The sequence below is a fragment of the Arthrobacter oryzae genome (assembly GCF_031454875.1).
In the GTDB taxonomy this organism is placed as follows: Bacteria; Actinomycetota; Actinomycetes; order Actinomycetales; family Micrococcaceae; genus Arthrobacter; species Arthrobacter oryzae_D.
Map to the genome: position 1 here is coordinate 350388 of NZ_JAVDRQ010000003.1, position 23246 is coordinate 373633.

Here is a 23246-nt window from a genome sequence, read left to right on the forward strand (position 1 = left end):
GCGTTGATCCGTGGGGTCCTCCCGTCGTCTTCCGGAGGTGGAGGTTATGTCAGTTGATGATGCCGTGGTCGGGATCTTGGCTGTTGTTGCTGTCGATGTTGGCAAATTGAGGGCAGAGTTGTCGGTCACCGGCGGCGACCGTAAGCGTTTGCTTGGACCAGTGGGTTTTGAAATGACCGGACCTGGACTGGAATCGGTCCTGGCGCGGGTCTGCCGGGTGCTGCCCGGAGGCGGGGCTCTGGTGAAGGTGGGAATCGAGGCTGCCGGACATTACCACCTTCCTCTGTTGGCACCGTCCGTGTGGCCTTCCGGGTGGGAAGTCCTGGAGCTTAACCCGGCGCACGTAGCCGAGCAGCGGCGCGTCCAGGGCAGGCGCAGGGTCAAGACCGATGCGATCGATCTGGAAGCAATCACTGAGTTGGTGCTCGCCGACCGCGGGACCCCGGTGCGGGCCCGGGAGTTGGTGATCGGTGACCTGGTTGCCTGGTCGGCGCACCGGACCCGCAGGGTCCAGAGCCGGACGGCGACGAAGAATCAGCTGCTGGGCCAGCTGGACCGGTGTTTCCCGGGGCTGGGCCTGGTCCTGCCCGATGTGTTGGGCACACTGGTCGGACGGCTCCTCGCCGAGCACTTCGGCGACCCCCACAGGCTCGCGGCCCTGGGCGCTGGGCGGTTCATCCGCTTCGCGGGTGTCCGGGGGCTTCAGGTGCGCCGGCCGATGGCCGAGCGGTTGGTCACCGCGGCACGGAATGCGCTGCCCATGCCCGATGCGGCCGTCGCCAGAGACGTGTTGGCCGCAGATCTGGTCCTTCTGGCGGATCTGGACGCGCAGATCGAGGCGGCCGAGGCCGAGTTCGCACGGCTACTGCCGCTGAGCCCGTTCGCGACCCTGACCAGTACACCGGGTTGGGGTGTGGTGCGCGCAGGCAATTATGGCGCTGCCGTGGGTGACCCGCATCGGTGGCCGGGGCCGTCCCAGATATACCGGGCCTCCGGACTCTCGCCGGCGCAGTACGAATCCGCAGGCAAGCGCCGTGATGGTTCCATCAGCCGCGAAGGCAGCGTCACCCTGCGCAGGGCCCTGATCGATCTGGGCGTGGGCCTGCGGCTGAGCGACGAACCCGGCCGGGCCTACGCCGCCGCACTGAAGGAGCGAGGCAAGGACGGTGGAGTCATCGCCTGTGCGATGGCCCACCGCGCCAACCGGATAGCCTACGCCCTCGTGCGTGACCAGGCAGCCTACGATCCCGCCCGCTGGGCCTGAGCAACCAGGGCTTCCGGCTACCTGCCGCCCGCGCTGCCGGCCGGGGAGCAGTCAAAGTGGAGCGCCCGCAGCGCAGCGAGGACGAACGACCTTGACAGCGAACACGCCGCAGCGCACCATCGGGCTGGCCCGGAATCCGCCCCCAAACTCGAGGAGGTGCCCTGTTATCCTCCTTCACAACAAGGCCCGGCGGTGAGACGCTGGAACCGACGAAGGGCCGGAACAGACGCCGTCTCGGCTATGGCGGACGCTTCCGCGTTACGCCGCTTCTAGCTTGGCGCCCGGCCCTTCGCCCCGGCCGCAGCCCGAACGACGCCAGATGACCCGGCAATCTGCCCCGAGGTCGCATAAGTCAGCGTGGGCGCCCCCCGGAACCACCCCGGTGCAGCCCCCGAACCGCCAGCCGCAACACAAACGCTCGACCCACGCCGGCTCACCCCGGAACGCAATCCCGCACGGTCACGCCGGCCGTTGACAGGACCTATAGCCAGCTAGAGCACGTCAACGCCGTCGAGCCGTAGCTGCACCGGATCATCGCTGCGCCTGGCCGCCGCGGCGGCCTTGACCGCCCTCATCACCCGGGTGGCCTCGGCCGCGCGGGAATAAGGGATGAACAGCAGGGTGCGCACATCCTCCCCGGCTTCCCGCTGGCCGGCGCGGGCGTCGGACAGCAGCAGCGGCGCCGGACCGGCCGTGCGCAGGGAAATGTCCTGCCGTGCCAGCTGCTTTTCAATTGCCTCAGTGAAGTGCCCGACGGCGGTGCGACCGCCGGTTACGGAGGCAATCCGGACTGCCGGAGGCAAGTGGAGCTCCTGACGCAGTGCGAGTTCGCGCCGGGCATATCCCCCGGCGTCCCAGCGCAGCAGCGCACCTACCCCGGCCGTGTCATCGGCGGTAATGACAACTAGGCCGCCCTCGCGGGCGGGCTTTACCAGCGCTGCGGCGTTGAACCAGCGCCGGACGGCGTCCTCCCCCGCGCGGAGGTTCTCGCGGCGCAGCAACGAATCCCCGTCCAGCAGCAGTGCGGCCGCATAACCGCCGGCTGCCACAGGTTCGGCCCCCACGGTGGCCACGACCAAGGCTTTTGTGTCCGGGACAGCGGGCTTGACGTGGTCCCCGGACGAGGTGATGACAGGCTTGCCGGGGAAGGCACGGCCCAGTTCCTCTGCGGTCCGCAGGACGCCCGTGGCGGAGCGGCGCAGCCTCGAGCTGGTGCAGTGGCTGCAGCGCCAGGCCGGCGCGGGAGCGGAACACCAGCGGCATTGGGGCACGGCTGAACTGCCGGCGGCGCCGGCCACTGCAAGCGGTCCGCTGCAGGCCGTGCAGCGCGCGGGTTCCCGACAGGAGTCGCAGACCAGCGACGGGGCGTAACCGGAACGGGCCACCTGGACCAGGACAGGGCCGCGCTCCAGCCCTTCCTTGGCCGCGCGCCAGGCCGCGCCGGGCAGCCGGGCGATCCGGGCAAGGGGGTCGCGTTCCTGTTCAAAGCTGTCCGCCGTGTTCAGGACACGGGGCACCGTCCGGCGGACCTCCGGCCGGTCGGCCTCAACGGCCCTGGCCCAGCCGGCGTCCACCAGCCTTTGGAGTTCAGTGCTGCGCGTATGTGCTGCCATGAGGCAGGCAGCACCCTCCTGCTCCGCCCGAAGGAGGAGGACTTCCCGGCTGTGTGCGTAGGGGGACCGCTGCTCGATGTGGAGGTCGTCGCCGTCGTCCCAGCACACCACGAGGCCCAGATTGTGCACGGGGGCATACGCTGCCGAGCGGGTGCCCACGGCAACCCCGGCGTTGCCGGCGAGGATCCGAAGGTAGCTGCGGTAGCGGGGGGTCGGGCCGTCGTCGGCGGTGAGCCGGGCAATGTCCTCGCGGGGCAGGAGGGCGGCCAGGGCCTCCTCGACCCGGTCCAGGTCGCGGTAGTCCGGCACCACCACCACAGCGCCGCGGCCCGAGGCGCGGACGGCCGCCACGGCTTCGGCAATGAGTGCTGGCCAGCCGGCCGGGCCGAAGCCCTGGAGTGCGCTGAGGACCGCACGCGGCGACTCCCCAGCCCTCAGGTGCTGAAGGAAGGCAGCACCGTTGAGGTAACGCGACCACGGCTCCGCTGTGGCGGAAACGCGGACGTCAGCCGGTTCCCGTGCCTCAGCTGCAACTTCCCCAGCGGGGCCTGCTTCGGCGACGGGCGGGCCGGCGGAGAGTGTGCCTTCCGCGGCCAGTTCCTTCTCCAGTCTGGCCACCCGCGGCGGAATGGCCACCCGCAGCACGTCGCTCAGGGTGCCGGCATAGCGGGCGGCGACTTTGCCTGCGAGTTCGGCAAGCTCAGGCGTGAGCACCTGAACGGTCGACACCACCTTGTGGAGCGGTACGAGAGTGTGCCCGGCGTCGGATTCAGCGAGCCGGTCCAGGATGAAGCCGCTGAGTTCCTGTCCGTTGAACTTGACCTTGACGCGGACGCCAGGCTGCGCGGCGCCGTCCAGCGACGCCGGCACGCTGTAATCGAACGGCCTGTCCAGGTGGGGCAGCGAGGACTCGATGAGCACCCGGGCAACGGGCAGCCGGGTTGCGAGGGCGGGTCCGCCGGGAGACTGCGGACGGCCCGCCGGGAACCCCTGGAGCAGTGACAGCTGGAGCGGTTCCTCGGCGGCGGATCCGTCGCCCGAAAAGGAAGCCACGGGACCAACCTCCATTCAGCATGCTGCCAGCACTGGGGCCGGCGGTTAGGGGCAGCAGACCTCAGCGCCGTCAGCGGGAAAGCACTGTAGCAGGGCCGCCCGGACGGGGGCCCTGCTACAGCCAAACACACGGCACCGACAATTATTCCGGGGCGTGTGCTTACGCCGCGGCTCATCACAGTTCAGTTGGTGCGCGGGCGGTGGTTCCTAGGCGTTGAAGAACGCCTTGAGCTCGTCCACCCGGTCCAGCCGCTCCCAGGTGAAGTCGGGATCATCGCGGCCGAAGTGCCCGTGAGCCGCGGTCTTGGCGTAGATAGGTCGTTTGAGGTCCAGCGCGTCGATGATGGCACGGGGACGGAGATCGAAGATCTCTGCAATCGCCTGGCTGATGCGCTCCGGATCCACGGTTTCCGTGCCGAAGGTCTCAACGTAGGTGCCCACGGGCCGTGCCTGGCCGATGGCGTAGGCGATCTGGATCTCGGCCCGCTTGGCGAGTCCCGCGGCAACCACGTTCTTCGCTACCCACCGCATCGCGTAAGCCGCTGAGCGGTCAACCTTGGACGGGTCCTTGCCGGAGAACGCACCGCCGCCGTGGCGGGCCATGCCGCCGTAGGTGTCCACGATGATCTTGCGGCCGGTCAGTCCGGCGTCGCCAACAGGGCCGCCGATCACGAATGCACCGGCAGGGTTGAGGATGTTGCGGGTCCGGGAGATGTCCAGGTTGGCTGCCGCCAGCACGGGATCGATCACGTGCGCGGCGAGGTCAGCGCGCAGCTGCTCGAGGCTGGCGCCTTCCGCGTGCTGGCTGGAGATCACGACGGTTTCAACGGAAACAGGGCGGTCGCGGTCGTAGCCGATGGTGGCCTGGGTCTTGCCGTCCGGGCGGAGGTACGGAAGCTCGCCGTTCTTGCGCACCTCGGTGAGCCGCTCCGAGAGGCGGTGCGCAATCCAGATCGGGACGGGCATGTAGGACGGCGTCTCGTCGCTGGCATAGCCGAACATGAGGCCCTGGTCGCCGGCTCCCTGGAGGTCGTAGTCGTCTTCCTGGCGGCCTTCGCGGGCCTCCAGGGAATTGAATACGCCGCCGGCGATGTCGTTGGACTGCTGGCCGATGGACACGGAAACACCGCAGCGGGCACCGTCGAAACCGTTGGCCGAGGAGTCGTAGCCGATTCCAAGGATGGTCTCGCGAACGATCTGCGGGATCTCTACGTAGGCGTCTGTAGTGACTTCGCCCGCAACGTGCACCAGCCCGGTGGTGGCCAGGGTTTCGACCGCCACGCGGGACTCGGGGTCCTTCGCCAGCAGGGCATCCAGGATCGCATCACTGATCTGGTCGCAGATCTTGTCCGGATGTCCTTCCGTCACTGACTCTGACGTGAAGAGACGCAGGGATGGCGGCGTTGCGCCGTGGGATGCGGGAATGTGCAGCGGTAAAGTCACTCAACTACCTTACTGGTTAGGATTCGGTCAGGCCTCGGCATGTGTCCCCCTGCTAAGGAGGCCTTGCACACGCCGGGCTCTCAGGCTCTTGGGATACCGCATCGCGAAAATCAGGATCGTGGAAAAACGCGGCTCAGCTCAGAACTGATGCGGTCAATCACGGCGGCCGCAACGTCATCCTTTGAACCGGCCGCCGCTTGTGGTTCGGAGCCGGAGCGGGAAAGGATGACCACGGAGTTATGGTCCTGTCCGAACACCAGGCCCTCCCCCACGTGGTTCACCACCAGCAGGTCGCAGCCCTTCCGCCGCAGCTTGGCCTCGGCATACGCGAGCACATCCCCGTGGGCGTCGCCGGTTTCGGCTGCGAAGCCCACAATCAGCTGGCCCGGCTTGTTTGCTGCCCGGACCTCCACGAGCTCCTGCAGGATATCCGGGTTGCGGAGCAGGCTGATGACCGGATCGGCGGTGTCGTCCCGCTTCTTGATCTTGGTGTCCGAAACCTCAGCGGGCCGGAAGTCCGCCACGGCGGCGGCCATCACCACGACGTCGGAGTCGGCTGCTGCGCGCAGCGCCGCCTCCCGAAGCTGCACCGCTGTCTCCACCCGCACCACCTCGACGCCGGCGGGCACCGCGACTTCCATGTGGGCGGCGATCAGCCGGACGTTGGCTCCGGCGTTGCGGGCGGCCACCGCCAGGGCAACGCCCTGTTTCCCGGAGGAGCGGTTGCCGAGGAACCGGACCGGGTCCAGCGGTTCACGCGTGCCGCCTGCGCTGATGGTGACGGTCCGGCCTGCCAGCGGCAGTTGCGCGGGAACCCCGCCGTCCTGCATCAGGGCGAGGGCGGCCTCGAAAATGGCCTCCGGCTCGGGCAGCCGGCCGGGACCTGAATCCGAACCGGTGAGCCGCCCGCTGGCGGGTTCGAGGACCGTCACGCCACGCTGCCGCAGCGTCTCCACATTGGCCTGCGTCGCAGCGTGCAGCCACATTTCGGTGTGCATGGCCGGGGCCATCAGCACGGGACCGCTAGCCATCAGGAGCGTATTCGTCAGGAGGTCGTCGGCGTGGCCGCCGGCGGCACGGGCCAGGAGATCCGCGGTGGCCGGAGCCACGACGATGAGGTCCGCCTCATGTCCCAGGCGTACATGGTTGACCGAGGGGACGTCGTCGAAGACGCTGTTGCTGACGGGGTTGCCGGACAGGGCTTCCCAGGTGGCAACCCCAACGAAGCGGTTAGCCGCCTCTGTTGGGATCACCGTGACGTTATGGCCGGCTTCAGTAAAAAGCCGGAGGAGCGATGCCACCTTGTAGGCGGCAATCCCTCCCCCGACTCCGAGGACTATGCGCACGTGACCTCCGTCAACAGGCAGTCTGTAGTCTGATGAGATCTGGGCTGAAGAGTTCTACTCTGCAGGTTCGATCGGCGTGGAAACGAGCTTGCCTTCGTTGATCTCGCGCAGGGCGATGGAAAGCGACTTCTCGTTCAGCTTGGTGTCGACCAGCGGACCCACGTATTCGAACAGGCCCTCGTGCAGCTGGGCGTAGTATGCGTTGATCTGACGTGCACGCTTGGCACCGAAGATCACCAGGCCGTACTTGGAATCAGCTGCCTTCAGCAGTTCGTCGATCGGCGGGTTGATGATGCCTTCAAGGTTCGTGGACACGAATTCTCCAAATTCTAGCGGGCCGATCCGACCCAGCTGCTAGTGCGGGTGCGGGGTCAGCCCCATGAGTGAAACAAGCTCGTCCGCTGCGCGTCGAACGTCGTCATTGATGACGGTGTGATCGAACTCCGGCTCAGCGGCAAGTTCTAGTTTAGCGGTTTCCAGTCTTTGCTGCTGTTCCTCGGCAGTTTCAGTGCCGCGGCCCACCAGGCGGCGGACCATTTCCTCCCAGCTGGGCGGGGCGAGGAAGACGAACTGCGCCTCCGGGACGGCCTGCTTGACCTGGCGTGCGCCCTGCAGATCAATCTCCAGCAGCACTGAACGGCCATCGGCAATGGCGGCATCCACGGTGCTGCGGAGCGTGCCGTAGCGGTTGCGGCCGTGGACCACCGCCCATTCCAGCAGCTCTCCGCCGGCTACGAGGGAGTCGAACTCCTCGGCTGATTTGAAGAAGTAATGAACACCGTCCTGCTCCCCCGGGCGCGGGGCACGCGTGGTGGCTGAGACGGAAAGCCAGACTTCGGGGTAGTTGTCCCGGATGTAGGTGGACACGGTGCCTTTGCCAACAGCCGTCGGGCCGGCGAGGACTGTCAGTCCCGGTTTCTTGCTCACATATTCCTTTGGGCGTTATTCGGATGGACCTGTTTCTCGTTCATAAAATCTACCAGCGCCCGGCGCTGGTGAATGCCGAGCCCCCGCAGCCTGCGGGAGGCGGCAATGCCCAGCTCATCCATAATGGCCGCCGCCCTGACACGGCCAATGCCGGGCAGGGCCTCAAGCATCTCCGAAACCTTCATCCGCGCCAGGGCGGAATCGCCGTCCTGCGAACTGATGAGATCAGCCACGGAGAGCGTTCCCGACTTCAGCTGTTCCTTGGCTTCAGCCCGGGCTGCCCGTGCCGCTGCCGCCTTGCCCAAGGCTTCCGCGCGTTCCTGCTCCGTCAAGGGCCGTAGGCTCACTTCCGTCACCCCCGAATCGTCAGTCGGATCCAAGGCGTCAGCCGTTGGAGTCCTCCTGAACCTACCCTTTGCCCGGCGCAGAAATCAATGGACGCCGACATCAGCGGATCAGCTGGTCAGCAGCGGTTCCAAGGTACGCTGCGCGGCCTCGCGGAGCGCGCCGACAGCTGGCCCCGCGGAGAGGATGTCCCTGCTGGACGTACCAAGAACCTGCGAATAGGCAGCACCGAACGTTGCCCGCAGATCCGCGGCCGTGGCGCCCTGCGCACCCAGCCCGGGTGCCAGGATGATCCCGCGCACAGCTTCCAGGTCCAACTGCAGGTCCTGCAGGGCTCCACCCACAGTGGCGCCAACCACCAGGCCGACAGAGCCGAAGGTTCCTGCGTACCGGCGGTTCTCAGCTGCCGCCGCCTCGGTAATCCGGCGTGCCACTGAATCCGAACCGCCCACGTGCTGGACGGAGGCGCCTTCCGGGTTGGACGTCAGGGCCAGGACAAAGACGCCGCGGCCGTATTCCGCCGAGAGGTCCAGTGCCGGGCGCAGGGACTCGAAGCCCAGGAACGGGCTTAAGGTCACCGAATCCGCGGCAAGGGATGAGCCGTCCCGGAGCCAGGCGTCGGCGTAGGCGGCCATGGTGGAGCCGATGTCCCCGCGCTTGGCGTCCGCGATGGTCAGCACACCGGCATCGGCCGCCGCAGCGAGGGTGCGTTCCAGCACCGCCATTCCCGCAGAGCCGTGCCGTTCGTACAGGGCCACCTGCGGCTTCACGGCGGCAGCGAGCGAACCCACTGCCTCCACAACGGTGAGCGAGAAGCGCTCGAGGCCCTCGGCGTCGTCGTTCAGTCCCCAGGCCTTCAGGAGCGCAGGGTGCGGATCGATCCCGACGCACAGCGGACCGCGGTCCGCCATGGCCTGCCCGAGCCGGGAGCCGAAGGACTCCCGGCCGGACGTAGCTGCTGCCGACTCAGGCATTCTGTGCTGCCGGGGTGTGGACTGCCGCTTCCTGGGATGCCCTGTCCTGCGAGGCCGCCAGGGCAGCGGAGTGCTCCTGCAGGCTGGTCACCGACCATTCGTACGTTCGCAAGGCCTCGATGGCCTGGACCGCGGCGTTGAACTCGGCCACGGTGGTGATGCACGGGATGCCGATGGAGGTTGCCGCGGCACGCAGTTCGTAGCCGTCGATCCGGGCTTCTCCGCCGGAGGGCGTGTTGAAGACCATGTCGATCTCGCCGGCGATGATGAGGTCGGCGATGGTTCCTTCGCCTTCGGCGCTGCTGCCCTCGGCGACCTTCCGGACCGGGGTGGCCTGGATGCCGTTGCGGCGCAGGACGTCGGCGGTGCCGCCGGTGGAGACGATCTCGAAGCCGAGGTCGGAGAGCCGCTTCACGCCCATGATCACCGAGCGCTTGTCCCGGTTGGCCACGGAGACGAAGATCTTCCCTTCGGTGGGCAGCGCGTTGTTGGCGGCCGCCTGGCTCTTGGCGAAGGCCGTGTCGAAGTGCTTGTCGATGCCCATGACCTCGCCGGTGGAGCGCATTTCCGGGCCGAGGAGGGAGTCCACAACCTTGCCCTCCGGTGTGCGGAAGCGGCTGAACGGCAGCACGGCTTCCTTGACCGAGACGGGTGCATCGAACGGCAGGGTGGAGCCGTCACCGGTTTCCGGCAGCATCTTGTAGGCGCTGCGGAGCTGGTTGATGGTCACGCCGGTGCCGATGAGGGCAGCAGCCTTGGCCATCTGGACACCCGTGGCCTTGGAAACGAAGGGCACGGTACGGGAGGCCCGCGGGTTGGCTTCGAGGACGTAGAGGACGTCGGAGGCCAGGGCGAACTGGATGTTGATGAGGCCCCGGACGCCCACGCCCTCGGCGATGGCCAGGGTGGCGGTCCGTACGCGCTCGATCACGTTGTTGCCCAAGGTGATCGGAGGCAGCACGCAGGCGGAGTCGCCGGAGTGGATGCCGGCCTCTTCGATGTGCTCCATGATGCCCCCGAGGTACATTTCGGTTCCGTCGTAGAGGGCGTCGACGTCGATTTCGACGGCGTCCTCCAGGAACCGGTCGATCAGCACCGGGTGTTCAGTGGTGATTTCCGTGGCGTTGGCGATGTAGCGGGAGAGGTTGGGCTCGTCGTAGACGATCTCCATGCCGCGTCCGCCCAGCACGTAGGACGGCCGGACCAGCACCGGGTAGCCGATTTCGTCGGCGATCTTCTTGGCGTCCTCGAAGGAGACGGCGGTGCCGTTCTTGGGCGAGATCAGCCCCGCCTCGTCCAGCACGCGGGAAAACGCGCCGCGGTGCTCGGCGAGGTCGATCGCTTCAGGTGACGTGCCCAGGATCGGCACGCCGGCGTCCGCCAGCTGCTGCGCGAGCTTGAGCGGGGTCTGGCCGCCGAGCTGGACGAACACGCCCATGACGCCGCCGGTGCGTTCCTCCGCCGCGATGACCTCAAGGACGTCCTCGAGGGTCAGCGGCTCGAAGTAGAGGCGCGTGGAAACGTCGTAGTCGGTGGAGACGGTTTCCGGGTTGCAGTTGACCATGACGGTCTCGTAGCCGGCCTTGCGGAGGGCCATCGAGGCGTGGACACAGGAGTAGTCGAACTCGATGCCCTGGCCGATGCGGTTCGGGCCGGAACCCAGGATGATGATGGACGGCTTGGCGTGCAGCGCCACCTCGTCCTCCTCGTCATAGGACGAGTAGTGGTACGGGGTGTAGGCGGCGAACTCGGCCGCGCAGGTGTCCACGGTCTTGTAGACCGGGCGGATGCCGAGGGCCTGCCGGACGCCGCGGACCACGGCTTCCTGGTTGTTGGTGAGCGCGCCGATCTGCTCGTCGGAGAAGCCGTGGCGCTTGGCGCGCTGCAGCATTTCCTGGGTCAGTGCGGTGGACTTGCGGATCTCCCGGGAGATCTCGTTGAGCAGCTGGAGCTGGTCCAGGTACCAAGGGTCGATCTTGGTGGCCTCGAAGAGCTGCTCCACCGTGGCGCCGCCGAGCAGCGCGCGCTGCACCTGGTGCAGGCGTTCGGTGGTGGGCCGCTTGGCTTTTTCGATCAGCTCGGCCACTTCGTATTCCGGGACGTGGCTGAAGTCCAGCTGCGAGCCCTTCTGCTCGAGGGAGCGCAAAGCCTTCTGCAGTGCCTCGGTGAAGTTGCGGCCCATGGCCATGGCCTCGCCCACCGACTTCATAGTGGTGGTCAGGGTGGGGTCCGCCGCGGGGAACTTCTCGAAGGCAAAGCGCGGAACCTTGACCACGACGTAGTCGAGCGTGGGCTCGAAGGACGCCGGGGTCTTCTGGGTGATGTCGTTGGGGATCTCGTCCAGGGTGTAGCCCAGCGAAAGCTTGGTGGCGATCTTGGCGATGGCGAAGCCGGTGGCCTTGGAGGCCAGCGCCGAGGACCGGGAGACGCGCGGGTTCATTTCGATGACGACGACGCGTCCGGTGTCCGGCTCGACGGCGAACTGGATGTTGCAGCCGCCGGTGTCCACGCCCACTTCGCGGATGACCGCGATGGAGATGTCGCGCAGGCGCTGGTATTCGCGGTCCGTCAGGGTCAGTGCGGGAGCCACCGTGATGGAGTCACCGGTGTGCACGCCTACAGGATCGAAGTTCTCGATGGAACAGACAACAACCACGTTGTCGTTCTTGTCCCGCATCATCTCGAGCTCGTACTCCTTCCAGCCGAGGATGCTCTCTTCGAGCAGCACCTCGCTGGTGGGGCTGTACTGCAGGCCCTGGCCCACGATCCGGCGCAGGTCGTCTTCCGTGTAGGCGAGGCCCGACCCGAGGCCGCCCATGGTGAAGGACGGCCGGACCACCATGGGGTAGCCGAGGTCTTCGGCGGCCTTGATGGCTTCGTCCATGCTGTGGATGATGTGGCTGCGGGCGGACTCAGCGCCGCAGCGCTCCACGACACCCTTGAACTTCTCGCGGTCTTCGCCGAGTTCGATCGCCGCGATGTTCGCGCCGATCAGTTCCACGTTGTACTTTTCCAGCACGCCGTTCTTGTCCAGCGCGATGGCGGTGTTGAGCGCGGTCTGGCCGCCCAGGGTGGGCAGGATCGCGTCGGGACGTTCCTTGGCAATGATCTTCTCCACCACCTCGGGGGTGATGGGCTCCACGTACGTGGCATCGGCGAACTCGGGGTCCGTCATGATGGTGGCCGGGTTGGAGTTGACCAGGATAACGCGCAGGCCTTCCTCCTTGAGGACGCGGAGAGCCTGGGTGCCGGAGTAATCGAACTCGGCAGCCTGGCCGATCACGATGGGGCCGGAACCGATGACCAGGACGCTCTTAAGGTCAGTTCTCTTGGGCATTACTTCTTGTCCTCAGTCTTGGAATCGGTGGAAGGCTTGTCAGCCGTAGGAGTAGCAGTGGCCTTGGAGGAACCCGCGGCTGCCTTCTTCGTGTCCGCCATCAGCTCAATGAAGCGGTCAAAAAGGTAGGCGGCGTCATGGGGTCCGGAGGCGGCTTCCGGGTGGTACTGCACCGAGAAGGCCGGGATGTCGAGGCAGGAGAGGCCTTCCACGACGTCGTCGTTCAGGCTGACGTGACTGACTTCGACGCGGCCGTAGCGCTCCTCGGGAGCTTGGGTGGCGCCGTCGAGCGGTGCGTCCACGGCGAAGCCGTGGTTCTGCGAGGTGATCTCCACCTTGCCCGTGCGGCGGTCCATCACGGGCTGGTTGATGCCGCGGTGACCGTAGCGGAGCTTGTAGGTGCCGAAGCCCAGGGCGCGGCCCAGGATCTGGTTACCGAAGCAGATGCCGAAGTACGGCAGCTTCTCGTCCAGCACGGAGCGGAGCAGCTTGACCTGGTTGTCGGCGGTGGCGGGGTCGCCCGGGCCGTTGGACATGAAGAAGCCGTCCGGATTGACTGCCTGGACGTCAGCCAGCGTAGCCGTGGCGGGCAGGACGTGGACGCGGATGCCCCGTTCGGCGAAGCGGATGGGCGTCATCCGTTTGATGCCCAGGTCGATCGCGGCGATGCTGAACAGCGGTTCGCCGTCCCAGCCCCAGTCCTTGGGCTCTACGATGTAGGACTCGTCCACGCTGACTTCCTCGGCCAGGCGGGCGCCTTCCATCGGGGCGCTGGCCAGGACCGTGTCCACCAGCTCCTTGTCGGTGGCACGGGCAGCCTCGCCCGAGAAGATACCGGCGCGCATGGTCTTGTGTTCGCGCAGGTGGCGGGTGATGGCCCGGGTGTCCACGCCCTGGATGCCGACGATGCCCTGTTCCACGAGTTCGGAGTCCAGGGACCGTTCAGAACGCCAGTTGGAAGGCCGGCGTGCCGCGTCGCGGACAATGTAGCCGGCCACCCAGATGCGGCGGGACTCGGCGTCGTCGGCGTTCACTCCGGTGTTGCCGATGTGCGGTGCCGTCTGGACCACCAGCTGCCGCGCGTAGGAGGGGTCGGTGATGGTCTCCTGGTAGCCGGTCATGCCGGTGGCGAAGACTGCCTCGCCCAGGGCTGTCCCGGTGGCGCCGTAGCTGCGGCCGCGGAAGATACGGCCGTCCTCGAGCACCAGCACTGCGGGCGAGGAGCTTTCCGTTTCAGGTGCGGTACCTGCGTTTGCTGTCACTTCTGTCTCTGTCACGTTGTTACTTTCCACTATCGGCATCTGCCTGAGGGGCTGCGGAGATCAATTCTTGAAAGGCTTCGAGGAGGACCGGCTTGTCGTCGGCGCGCCGGGACCGGAAGCCGGTGTCCAGCTCACGGCTTCCCAGCGTCCACCTGACCACCAGGAGTCCGTCCTTTTCGACGAATTTCCCGGCCATGCCGCTCTCCTGGCGGACTCCGGTGAGCCTCGCTGCCGGGATGAAAACGGGCGCTGCTCCGGAACGTTCGAACAGCACACCTTCCGGGTGGACGGTGAGCTCGGCGTTGGTGCGAATTCCAAGGCCATGGACGGCAATGCGGTCCAGCCAGTCACCGGCCGTAGTGGTGGCAACATACTGGCCCACCGCCGTGGCCAGCGGCAGGCTCAGTTCCGCGGGAACGGCCGGCAGCTGTTCGACGTCGGACTGGCGCCGCAGCCGGTTCCGCCAGCCGACGCCGATCAGGACCAGCGCGAGGGCGATAAGCGGCAGCGTGGTCACCAGCGAGAGGAGCTTGGTGTCCATCAGTACCCGCCGGCCGGGGCGGTGGCGGGCGCATCGGCCGGATACCGGTACGGGGTGTTGAGGTGTCCGTCCAGGACGGTGGGATGGCCCTTGAAGAACGTCGCCACGACCTTGCCGGGAAGTTCCCTGCCGGCGAACGGAGAGTTACGGCCCATGGTTGCCATCTTAGAAGGGTCCACGGTCCAGCGCGCAGCCGGATCCACCAGTGTGACGTTGGCGGGTTCGCCGGCCTCCAGGGGACGCCCCTGGTCCGCCACCCGGCCGATTGCGGCGGGAACAGTGGACGTGACGCGGGCGAAGTCCGCCCAGCCCATCAGTCCGGTTTCGATCATGGTGTCCTGGACGACGGACAGGGCTGTTTCGAGCCCGGTCATGCCCATGGCCGCCTGCGCCCATTCGCATTCCTTGTGTTCGCTGGGGTGCGGGGCATGGTCCGTGCCGACGACGTCGATGGTGCCGTCGGCCAGGGCGGCGCGCAGCGCCTGGACGTCGGAGTCGGTGCGCAGGGGCGGGTTGACCTTGTAGACGGGGTCGTAGCTGCGGACCAGTTCGTCGGTGAGCAGCAGGTGGTGCGGCGTCACTTCGGCGGTGACGTTGATCCCCCGGGCTTTGGCCCAGCGGATGATTTCCACTGATCCGGCCGTGGAGACGTGGCAAACGTGGAGCCTGGAGCCGACGTGCTGGGCGAGGAGGACGTCGCGGGCAATGATGCTTTCCTCTGCCACGGCGGGCCAGCCTGTCAGGCCCAGCACAGCCGAAACGTCGCCTTCGTTCATCTGGGCGCCGGCCGTGAGCCGGGGTTCCTGCGCGTGCTGGGCAACGACGCCGTCGAACGCCTTGACGTATTCGAGGGCGCGGCGCATGAGCACGGGATCGTGGACGCAGATGCCGTCATCTGAGAAGACCCGCACCTGTGCGCGTGAGTCGGCCATGGCGCCGAGCTCGGCCAGCTGCTCGCCCGCGAGGCCCACGGTCACGGCGCCGACAGGGCGGACGTCCACCCAGCCCGCGGTGCGGCCCAGGCTGTGGACCTGTTCCACGACGCCCGCGGTGTCGGCAACAGGGTTGCTGTTGGCCATGGCGTGCACGGCGGTGTAGCCGCCGAGGGCAGCGGCGCGGGTGCCGGTCTCCACCGTTTCGGCGTCTTCCCGTCCGGGTTCGCGGAGGTGCGTGTGGATGTCCACCATGCCGGGAAGCGCCACCAGGCCGGCTGCTTCAATGACGGTGGCGCCGTCCGCTGCGAGGTCCCGCCCCCGTTCGGCGATGATGCCGTCGCGGATCAGGAGGTCTTCGGCCGCGCCGCCGAGGATCGCCGCACCGCGGATAAGGTAGGCGCCGGTGTTGGCTGCATCCTGCTGTTCGTGTGCCATCAGTGGCTCTCCTTGGTGGAATAGGCAGCCATGGAATAGGCGGCGTTGGGGGTGGCGGCCGGTTCGCGGGTGTCACCGGAAAGCAGCAGGTACAGGGCGGCCATCCGGACGGACACGCCGTTCCGGACCTGTGCCAGGACTGTGGACCGGGGTGAGTCCGCGGCCGCGGCGGAAATTTCAAGTCCGCGGTTCATGGGACCGGGATGCATGATGATGGTGTCCTTCAGGCCCAGCTTGTCCAGGGCCCGGAGGCGGTTGTCGTCAAAGCCCCAGCGGCGGGAGTATTCGCGCGTCGTGGGGAAGAAGGATGCATTCATCCGTTCACCCTGGACGCGCAGCATCATCACCGCGTCGACGCCCTTCGCCAGGGTTTCGTCCATGTTGTAGCTGACGCTGCAGGGCCACTGTCCGACGCCGATGGGCAGCAGCGTGGGCGGCGCCACCAGGGTGACCTCCGCACCGAGGGTGCGGAGCAGCCAGACGTTCGAGCGGGCCACGCGGGAGTGCAGCACATCGCCGGCGATGGCGACGCGCATGCCTTTCAGGTCCGCACCGGCGGACGGCGTCCCGTTGAGCCGGGCCCAGTGGCGGCGCATGGTGAAGGCGTCCAGCAACGCCTGGGTGGGGTGTTCGTGGGTGCCGTCCCCGGCGTTGATGACGGCGGCGTCGATCCAGTCCGTGGCGGCCAGCCGGTGCGGCGCACCGGAGGCCCAGTGGCGGATGACGACGGCGTCTGCCCCCATGGCGGCCAGCGTCTGGGCCGTGTCCTTGAGGGATTCACCCTTGGAGACGGAGGATCCCTTGGCGGCGAAGTTGATGACATCAGCGGACAGCCGCTTCGCTGCCGCTTCAAAGGAGATGCGGGTGCGGGTGGAATCCTCAAAGAATAGGTTCACTACCGTGCGTCCGCGCAGCGCGGGCAGCTTTTTGACTTCCCGATCCCCCACTGCCGCCATTTCCTCGGCGGTGTCGAGGATGCGGATGGCGTTGCCCAGGCTGAGGTCTTCGGTGGAAAGCAGGTGCTTCATGCGCCTGCCTCAATGACCACTTCGTTGACCGGGGTGCCGTCAACGGAATCGGTCTCTTCCAGCCGGACCCGGACCTTTTCGGAGGAGGAGGTGGGGAGGTTCTTGCCGACGTGGTCGGCGCGGATGGGCAGCTCACGGTGGCCGCGGTCGATCATGACGGCGAGCCGGACGATGCGCGGACGGCCGAGGTCAACGATGGCATCAAGTGCCGCGCGGATGGTCCGGCCGGAGTAGAGGACGTCATCGATCAGGACCACCACCTTATTGTCGATGCCGGTGCGCGGCAGCTGCGTGGGATACGGGGGCCGCGTGGGCTGGTGGGACAGATCGTCCCGGAACATGGTGACGTCCAGCTGGCCGACAATGGCGGCGGCGTCGACGGTGGGATCGGCAGCTGCAATTTTCCTGGCCAGTCGGACGGCCAGCGGGTAGCCGCGGCGCGGAATGCCGAGCAGCACCAGGTCCTGGGAACCCTTATTGGCCTCGAGGATCTCATGGGCGATACGAGTGAGTGCACGGTCAATGTCCGCAGAGTTGAGCACAACCCTGGCCGGAACCGGTGCTTCTGTGACTGAAGTCAACGCTCGTCTCCCCTTTCCCCGCCTCACGGGACGGAATTAAAAAAGGAACATTTGCTCTTCAAAATTACCATACGGCCCCTCGCTGACCGGCCGCCCGGCGGCAGTGGGGCAGGCGTTTAACATCACACCCGGGGGCCCGGTGAGGGCCGCCGTTCCGGGAGGACGCCCACCTTGGAGACGACAGCACAGGGGACATAGGCTCAGTTCCATGACATCGAATGAGCACTGGCCGCAGCACAATCCTCCCGGCGGTCAACGCTACGGGCAGCAGCCCCCATGGCCCGGACAGCCCCTGTCCCGGCAGGCCAACCCAACCTGGATGGGCCATGTCCCGCCCGATCAGTACCGCGCGGCTCCTGCCAACACCTTTGCCCCTGCCGCCCACATGGTGATGCCGCCTGCCTTTGCAGGCAACCGCACCAGCATGGGGGTCATGGGGCTCGTGGGCGGCGGAGGCTTCCTCGCCTTCGCCAGCCTTTTCCTGGTCCTCCCCTACCTTGTGGGCAACACGGGCATTACCGGATTCGTGATCGGGTTCATCGCGTCCCTGATTCCACTCAGCGCCGTGCTGCTGGCCGTCTACGTGATCGACCGCTGGGAGCCGGAGCCCAAGCGCCTGCTCCTGTTTGCATTCCTCTGGGGCGCCGCCGTGTCAATCTCGGTCACGCTGCTGATCCAGCCGTTCTTCGCACTGGCGGCGGCACCGCCGGTGGGCATGGACTATGGGACCTTTGCCGTGACAGTGCAGGCTCCGGTGGTAGAGGAATTTGCCAAGTCGCTGGGCCTGCTGCTGCTCCTGGTTTTCGCGCGGAAGCACTTCGACGGCCCCGTGGACGGCGTGGTGTTTGCCTTCACCATTGCCGGCGGGTTCGCGTTCACGGAAAACATCCTCTATTTCGGACGGGCCATCGCCGAGTCCAGCACACCGGGCGCCGACCTCGCGGTGGTTTTCTTCCTGCGGGGGGTCATGTCCCCGTTCGCGCACGCCATTTTCACCGGAGCCACAGGGCTTATCCTGGGTCTTGCGGCGCGCCGCTGGCACACGGGAATGTCGGTGCTGGCGTTCTTCGTGGGCCTGGTTCCGGCGATGTTCCTGCACAGCATGTGGAACAGCATGGGCCAGGACTTCCTGGTCACGTACATCGTGGTTCAGGTGCCCATCTTCGTGCTGGCCGTCATCGTGATTGTGCTTTTGCGGGTGGCGGAGTCGCGGCTGACGCGGCAGCGGCTCCTGGAATATGCCGCAGCGGGGTGGTTCACGCAGCCGGAGGTGGAGATGCTGTCAACGGCCGGCGGCCGCCGGTCCGCCGTTCGCTGGGCAAAGCAACTCGGCCGGGGACCGCAGATGAAGGCTTTCCTCCGCTCGGCCACCCGGCTTGCCTTCACGAGGCAACGGATCCTCAGCGGCCGGGACGTACCCGCCCATCAGCTCGACGAGCACCGCCAGCTTGCCGAAATTGTTGCCCGGCGGGATGCCGTACTGCGCTGAGGCACGGCGCTGGTACGGCCGGTCGCCAAGCGGCGTGCCGGCATACGCCGGGCCGGCAGAAACGGGAAAGGGCTAGCGGCCGCCGTGAGGCGGGCGCCAGCCCTTTTCCGTGGTGCTGAAACTGCAGCGGCTATGCCAGCAGCGACGGCTTCAGCTGCTGGAGCCGGCCCAGCAGGCCGTTGATGAACGACGGCGACTCGTCCGTGGACAGCGTCTTGGCCAGCGCGACGGCCTCACTGACGGCTACGCCGTCGGGAACGTCGTCGTTGTAGAGCAGTTCCCACGTACCGATGCGCAGGATGATGCGGTCCACCGAAGGCATGCGTTCCAGTGTCCATCCCTGCGAGTAGGTCTCCAGGAATTCGTCGATGGCAACCTGGTGGGACACCACGCCTTCGACGATCTCGAGGGTGTAGGGGTTGACGATCTGGTCGGTTTTTTCGCGGCGGGCCCGCAGCACATCAAAGGCCGAAAGGGAGCGCTGCTCCGCCTCGAAGAGAACATCCAGGGCCCGGTTACGGGCCTTACCGCGTGCGCTCACTACTCGCTGACCCGGCCGAGGTAGCTGCCGTCGCGGGTGTCGACCTTGACCTTGGTGTTGTTCTCAACAAACAGCGGCACCTGGATTTCGTAGCCGGTTTCCAGGGTTGCCGGCTTGGTGCCGGCCGAGGAGCGGTCGCCCTGCAGGCCCGGCTCGGTGTAGGTGATTTCGAGTACAACGCTCGGGGGAAGTTCGATGTACAGCGGGGTGCCTTCGTGGATGGCAATGTTGACCATCTGGTTTTCCAGCATGAAGTTGGTGGCGTCGCCTACCGTGGCGCCGGAAACGGTGATCTGGTCGAAGTCCTGGGTATCCATGAACACGAAGTCCGCGCCGTCCTGGTACAGGTACTGGTAGTCGCGGCGGTCAACCGTGGCGGTCTCGATCTTGAGGCCGGCGTTGAAGGTCTTGTCGACCACCTTGCCGGACATGACGTTGCGCATCTTGGTGCGGACGAAAGCGCCGCCCTTGCCCGGCTTGACGTGCTGGAACTCGATGATGTTCCAGAGCTGGCCCTCAAGCTTCAGCACGGTTCCGTTCTTGATGTCGTTTGTGGTTGCCACTGATATCCTCTGGTTTCTATCTGACCGCTTCTAGCCGCCAGCCGGTTATGTCAGGCAGGCACACCAAAAGGCCGCCAGCGAGTATTTGTCAAAAATCCAAGAACTATTCTACCGGTAATGCCGGCAGGCTCGTGCGACGGCCGCTAGGACGCCATGTCGAGGACGTTCCGGGCCCGCTGCAGCGCAACGGTGGAAGAGTAGATCAGCGCGGCGTCCGCGGCCCCGGCGACCCTCAGGTCCAGGGCTTTTGCGAACTCGTCAACAGCGGCCGCGGTGTTGCCGCCGGCGTAGTATGCGCGTCCCAGGTGCTGGTGCGCCAGCGCCTCGAGCTCGGTTCCCTGGACCTCGCCCAGCAGCTGACGGAAAAGATCCACGGCACGGTCAAAGCGCTTGGAAACCCGCAGGACCTCGGCTTCGAAGGCGCGGAGCCGGAACGATTCGGGGTCGTTATAGCGCGCTTCGGCCAGGAGCTCCGCGGCGTCGGCGGCGTGGCCTTCCACCAGCAGGACCATGATGCGGTCCGCCGGATCCGAGGACGCCTCAAGGGCGGAGCTGCAGGCTTCTTCGTTAACGATTCCAGGCATCAGGGTGTCCGGGTTGATCTTGATGCCCGGGAAACCGGCATCCGGCCACTCACTCGTGCCGCCCATGGAGTCGATCATCACGTCGCTCATCATCAAGAGGCAATCTCCTGGTAGGCGGCAAACAGCAGGGACGTGTCGGGTACGTCCAGGATCCCCGGCCGGGCAATGCCGTCGAGCACTACGAAACGGAGCAGGTCGCCGCGGGACTTCTTGTCCCGGCGCATGCCGTCGAGGAGGCCCTGCCAGCGGTCCCGCCGGTAGGTGATCGGAAGTCCGAGGGTTTCGAGGATGGCGCGGTGGCGGTCGGCGTCGGCGTCGCTGAGGCGGCCCACGCTGCGGGCGAGCTCCGCGGCGAACATCATTCCCACCGACACGGCAGCGCCGTGGCGCCAGGAGTAGCGTTCCACCAGCTCGATCGCGTGCCCCAGCGTATGCCCGTAGTTGAGGATTTCGCGCCGGCCGGTTTCCTTGAGGTCCTCGGACACCACCTCCGCTTTGACCGCGATGGCGCGTTCGATCAGTTCACGCAGGGCCGCGGACTGAGGATCGGTGACTGCCGAAGGGTCCTTCTCGATGAGGTCCAGGATGGCAGGGTCGGCGATGAACCCGCATTTGATAACCTCTGCCATCCCCGAGATGAGCTCGTTCTTCGGCAGTGTGCCCAGCGTGTCCAGGTCAGCGAGCACCGCTGCCGGCGGGTGGAAAGCGCCCACGAGGTTCTTGCCTTCGGCGGTGTTGATGCCGGTCTTGCCGCCGACGGATGCGTCCACCATGCCAAGCAGGCTGGTGGGCATATGGATGACCTTGACGCCGCGGAGCCACGTCGCGGCCACGAACCCCGCGAGGTCCGTGACAGCGCCGCCGCCGACGGCCACAACGGCGTCGGACCGGGTGAAGTCGTTTTGGCCCAGGACCTGCCAGCAAAATGCTGCAACCTGGATGTGTTTGCCTTCTTCCGCGTCCGGGATTTCGGCTGTCAGCGCCGTGAACCCGGCGGAGGCCAGTTCATCGCGTACGGTGTCGCCGGTGAGCCGCAGGGCACGCGGGTGGATGACCAGGACGCGTTTGACACGCTCCCCCAGCAGCTCCGGAAGGCGTTCGAGCAGGCCGCGGCCCACAACGACGTCGTAGTTGTCAGCGGCAGACTTGCCGGTGACCTTGATGACGGTTGATTCGCTACTCACTTTTCAACTTCCTTTGTTGCGGCCACTGGCTCCGCCGCTGCGGTCTGCGCCGCCGCGTACTCACGCAGCGCCTCTTCCAGGCGATGTCCGAGATCCGCAACGGATCCGCTGCGGACATCGAAAACGAGATCTGCCAGCCGTTCGTACACGGGTTGACGGGTGGCGAACAGTGCGCGCCAGCGGCCCATGGCATCCCCGGCAAGGAGTGGACGGCCGGAATTTCGGGCGATGCGTTCGGACACCGTCTCGGCGTCGCACTCCAGGTAGACCACCGTGCAGCGGCCCAGCAGCTGCTGGGTGCCGGAGTCCAGCACCGCCCCGCCGCCCAGCGAGATGACGGTGCTGGCGTGCTGGGCGTCTTCGATCACCCGTGCCACGGTCCGGGCTTCGATCTCCCGGAACGCACTCTCGCCGCGGGCGGCGAAGATGTCCGCAATGGTGCCGTGGTTTTCCACGATCACGATGTCGGTGTCTACAAAGGCCGCGCCCAGCTGCTGGGCGAGCTGGTGTCCGATTGCCGACTTGCCCACGGCCATGGGCCCGATCAGCGCGATGGGCCGCCGCGGCGCTGCGCCGTTCCTGCTGCTGACCGGCACTACTGGCCGATCGAGTCCAGGGACGCCGGAATGTTGTCCAGGTAACCCTTGATGTTGCGTGCCGTCTCCGCGACGGAATCACCGCCGAACTTCTCTGCCACAGCCTCCGCGAGCACCAGCGCCACCATGGCCTCGGCCACCACGCCGGCCGCGGGGACGGCACAGACATCGGAGCGCTGGTGGTGGGCCTTGGCGGCTTCCCCGGTGCTCACATCGATGGTCTTCAGGGCGCGGGGAACGGTGGCAATGGGCTTCATCGCCGCACGGACGCGCAGGACATCGCCGATGCTCATGCCGCCTTCGATTCCGCCGGCCCGGTTGCTGGTGCGGATGATCCGGCCGTCAGTGTCTTTAACGATTTCGTCGTGGGCTGCTGAGCCCCGGCGGGAGGCGGTGAGGAAACCGTCGCCGACCTCCACGCCTTTGATGGCCTGGATGCCCATCAGGGCTGCGGCAAGCCGGGAGTCCAGGCGGCGGTCCCAGTGCACGTAGCTGCCGAGTCCGGGCGGAAGGCCGTAGGCCAGGACCTCCACCACGCCGCCAAGGGTTTCGCCTTCCTTGTGGGCGGCGTCAACCTCGGCCACCATGGCGTCCGAGGTTTCACGGTCGAAGCAGCGGAGGGGGTCTGCGTCAAGGGCTATCACGTTGGACGGCACCGGCAGCGGCCGCCCTTCGGGCACTGTGACGCTGGCGATGGAAACTGTGTGGCTGACAAGTTCGATGCCCAGCTGCCTGAGGTACTGCGCGGCCACGGTGCCCAGGGCGACGCGGGTGGCAGTTTCGCGGGCGCTGGCCCGCTCCAGGACCGGGCGGGCTTCGTCAAAGCCGTATTTCTGCATGCCGGTGAAGTCTGCATGGCCGGGACGGGGCCGGGTCAGCGGCGCGTTGCGCGCCTGGTCGGCGAGGATGTCGGGGTCCACGGGGTCCGCGGCCATGATCTGCTCCCACTTGGGCCACTCGGTGTTGCCCACCTGGATGGCCACCGGCCCGCCCTGGGTGATGCCGTGTCGCACGCCGCCGAGGACGGTCACAACGTCCTGCTCAAACTTCATCCGGGCACCGCGGCCGTAACCGAGGCGCCGACGGGCGAGGGCATCGGCGATCTGGCCGCTGGTGAGTTCAACACCGGCAGGCACGCCTTCAATAATTCCGACCAGTGCCGGACCATGGGATTCACCGGCAGTCAACCAACGCAACATACAATC

21 protein-coding genes are annotated in these 23246 nt (G+C 66.8%); 2 read left to right on the top strand and 19 right to left on the bottom strand.

The genetic code is table 11. The annotated features are described in order from the left end of the window. Nucleotides 1–46: 46 nt before the first annotated feature. Entirely contained in the window at nt 47–1264 is a 1218-nt protein-coding gene (locus J2805_RS07565; RefSeq protein ID WP_309974525.1) for an IS110 family RNA-guided transposase, read from the top strand. 491 nt (nt 1265–1755) lie between these two features. Here J2805_RS07565 and J2805_RS07570 read toward each other — a convergent pair whose 3' ends face one another. The 13 genes from J2805_RS07570 to pyrR form a co-directional block, all read right to left on the bottom strand. Next, entirely contained in the window at nt 1756–3930 is a 2175-nt protein-coding gene (locus tag J2805_RS07570) for a primosomal protein N' (RefSeq protein ID WP_309974527.1), read from the bottom strand. Between the two features lie 207 nt (nt 3931–4137). After that, a complete protein-coding gene (gene metK, locus J2805_RS07575; RefSeq protein WP_309974530.1) occupies nt 4138–5373 on the bottom strand; it encodes a methionine adenosyltransferase in 1236 nt (411 codons plus the stop codon). Nucleotides 5374–5483: 110 nt separating this feature from the next. Continuing rightward, nucleotides 5484–6719, bottom strand: a complete 1236-nt coding sequence (coaBC, locus tag J2805_RS07580) for a bifunctional phosphopantothenoylcysteine decarboxylase/phosphopantothenate--cysteine ligase CoaBC (RefSeq protein WP_309974532.1) — start codon at nt 6717–6719, stop codon at nt 5484–5486. Between the two features lie 54 nt (nt 6720–6773). Continuing rightward, the gene (rpoZ, locus tag J2805_RS07585) at nt 6774–7034 is read right to left on the bottom strand and encodes a DNA-directed RNA polymerase subunit omega (protein ID WP_011692102.1); all 261 of its coding nucleotides are present in this window, start codon (nt 7032–7034) and stop codon (nt 6774–6776) included. Between the two features lie 39 nt (nt 7035–7073). After that, nucleotides 7074–7646 carry a guanylate kinase gene (gene gmk, locus J2805_RS07590; RefSeq protein ID WP_309974542.1) on the bottom strand — a complete coding sequence of 191 codons (573 nt, stop codon included), beginning with the start codon at nt 7644–7646 and terminating at the stop codon, nt 7074–7076. Beyond that, the gene (mihF, locus tag J2805_RS07595; protein ID WP_309974884.1) at nt 7643–7993 is read right to left on the bottom strand and encodes an integration host factor, actinobacterial type; all 351 of its coding nucleotides are present in this window, start codon (nt 7991–7993) and stop codon (nt 7643–7645) included. The genes gmk and mihF overlap by 4 nt, the downstream gene beginning before the upstream one ends. A gap of 108 nt (nt 7994–8101) precedes the next feature. Then, on the bottom strand, nt 8102–8965 hold the full coding sequence (gene pyrF / locus J2805_RS07600; protein ID WP_309974545.1) for an orotidine-5'-phosphate decarboxylase: 864 nt from the start codon (nt 8963–8965) through the stop codon (nt 8102–8104). Continuing rightward, entirely contained in the window at nt 8958–12302 is a 3345-nt protein-coding gene (gene carB / locus J2805_RS07605) for a carbamoyl-phosphate synthase large subunit (RefSeq protein WP_309974547.1), read from the bottom strand. Before carB ends, pyrF begins: the two co-directional genes overlap by 8 nt. After that, entirely contained in the window at nt 12302–13603 is a 1302-nt protein-coding gene (carA, locus tag J2805_RS07610; protein WP_309974550.1) for a glutamine-hydrolyzing carbamoyl-phosphate synthase small subunit, read from the bottom strand. The genes carB and carA overlap by 1 nt, the downstream gene beginning before the upstream one ends. Then, a complete protein-coding gene (locus J2805_RS07615) occupies nt 13584–14105 on the bottom strand; it encodes a PH-like domain-containing protein (protein ID WP_309974553.1) in 522 nt (173 codons plus the stop codon). Before J2805_RS07615 ends, carA begins: the two co-directional genes overlap by 20 nt. Continuing rightward, nucleotides 14105–15475, bottom strand: a complete 1371-nt coding sequence (locus J2805_RS07620; protein WP_309974556.1) for a dihydroorotase — start codon at nt 15473–15475, stop codon at nt 14105–14107. The genes J2805_RS07615 and J2805_RS07620 overlap by 1 nt, the downstream gene beginning before the upstream one ends. Beyond that, nucleotides 15475–16503: an aspartate carbamoyltransferase catalytic subunit gene (locus J2805_RS07625; protein WP_309974558.1), complete on the bottom strand. Its 1029-nt coding sequence runs from the start codon at nt 16501–16503 to the stop codon at nt 15475–15477. Before J2805_RS07625 ends, J2805_RS07620 begins: the two co-directional genes overlap by 1 nt. After that, nucleotides 16500–17084, bottom strand: a complete 585-nt coding sequence (gene pyrR, locus J2805_RS07630) for a bifunctional pyr operon transcriptional regulator/uracil phosphoribosyltransferase PyrR (protein ID WP_309974561.1) — start codon at nt 17082–17084, stop codon at nt 16500–16502. The genes J2805_RS07625 and pyrR overlap by 4 nt, the downstream gene beginning before the upstream one ends. A gap of 208 nt (nt 17085–17292) precedes the next feature. On the opposite strand from pyrR, the gene J2805_RS07635 reads away from it, so the two are divergent. Next, a complete protein-coding gene (locus J2805_RS07635; protein WP_309974564.1) occupies nt 17293–18573 on the top strand; it encodes a PrsW family intramembrane metalloprotease in 1281 nt (426 codons plus the stop codon). A gap of 130 nt (nt 18574–18703) precedes the next feature. Here J2805_RS07635 and nusB read toward each other — a convergent pair whose 3' ends face one another. The 6 genes from nusB to aroC all read right to left on the bottom strand — a co-directional run bounded on the left by nusB (nt 18704) and on the right by aroC (nt 23240). Continuing rightward, nucleotides 18704–19114 carry a transcription antitermination factor NusB gene (nusB, locus tag J2805_RS07640; protein WP_309974568.1) on the bottom strand — a complete coding sequence of 137 codons (411 nt, stop codon included), beginning with the start codon at nt 19112–19114 and terminating at the stop codon, nt 18704–18706. Then, nucleotides 19114–19677 (bottom strand): elongation factor P, encoded by a 564-nt coding sequence (efp, locus tag J2805_RS07645; RefSeq protein WP_309974571.1) that lies wholly within the window; start codon nt 19675–19677, stop codon nt 19114–19116. Before efp ends, nusB begins: the two co-directional genes overlap by 1 nt. Before the next feature lie 143 nt (nt 19678–19820). Continuing rightward, nucleotides 19821–20339 (bottom strand): tol-pal system YbgF family protein, encoded by a 519-nt coding sequence (locus J2805_RS07650; RefSeq protein ID WP_396134262.1) that lies wholly within the window; start codon nt 20337–20339, stop codon nt 19821–19823. Nucleotides 20340–20353: 14 nt separating this feature from the next. Further along, nucleotides 20354–21445 carry a 3-dehydroquinate synthase gene (gene aroB, locus J2805_RS07655; RefSeq protein WP_309974577.1) on the bottom strand — a complete coding sequence of 364 codons (1092 nt, stop codon included), beginning with the start codon at nt 21443–21445 and terminating at the stop codon, nt 20354–20356. Beyond that, a complete protein-coding gene (locus tag J2805_RS07660) occupies nt 21442–22041 on the bottom strand; it encodes a shikimate kinase (protein WP_396134250.1) in 600 nt (199 codons plus the stop codon). The genes aroB and J2805_RS07660 overlap by 4 nt, the downstream gene beginning before the upstream one ends. Further along, nucleotides 22041–23240: a chorismate synthase gene (gene aroC / locus J2805_RS07665; protein WP_309974581.1), complete on the bottom strand. Its 1200-nt coding sequence runs from the start codon at nt 23238–23240 to the stop codon at nt 22041–22043. Before aroC ends, J2805_RS07660 begins: the two co-directional genes overlap by 1 nt. Nucleotides 23241–23246 lie beyond the last annotated feature (6 nt).

Coding starts and splice junctions, on each gene's coding strand:
- pyrF (WP_309974545.1), bottom strand. CDS start 8,965: ATGCCTGAGTCGGCAGCAGCTACGTCCGGCCGGGAGTCCTTCGGCTCC.
- J2805_RS07565 (WP_309974525.1), top strand. CDS start 47: ATGTCAGTTGATGATGCCGTGGTCGGGATCTTGGCTGTTGTTGCTGTC.
- J2805_RS07635 (WP_309974564.1), top strand. CDS start 17,293: ATGACATCGAATGAGCACTGGCCGCAGCACAATCCTCCCGGCGGTCAA.
- carA (WP_309974550.1), bottom strand. CDS start 13,603: ATGCCGATAGTGGAAAGTAACAACGTGACAGAGACAGAAGTGACAGCA.
- J2805_RS07615 (WP_309974553.1), bottom strand. CDS start 14,105: ATGGACACCAAGCTCCTCTCGCTGGTGACCACGCTGCCGCTTATCGCC.
- J2805_RS07650 (WP_396134262.1), bottom strand. CDS start 20,339: ATGATCGACTCCATGGGCGGCACGAGTGAGTGGCCGGATGCCGGTTTC.
- carB (WP_309974547.1), bottom strand. CDS start 12,302: ATGCCCAAGAGAACTGACCTTAAGAGCGTCCTGGTCATCGGTTCCGGC.
- aroC (WP_309974581.1), bottom strand. CDS start 23,240: ATGTTGCGTTGGTTGACTGCCGGTGAATCCCATGGTCCGGCACTGGTC.
- J2805_RS07625 (WP_309974558.1), bottom strand. CDS start 16,503: ATGAAGCACCTGCTTTCCACCGAAGACCTCAGCCTGGGCAACGCCATC.
- J2805_RS07620 (WP_309974556.1), bottom strand. CDS start 15,475: ATGGCACACGAACAGCAGGATGCAGCCAACACCGGCGCCTACCTTATC.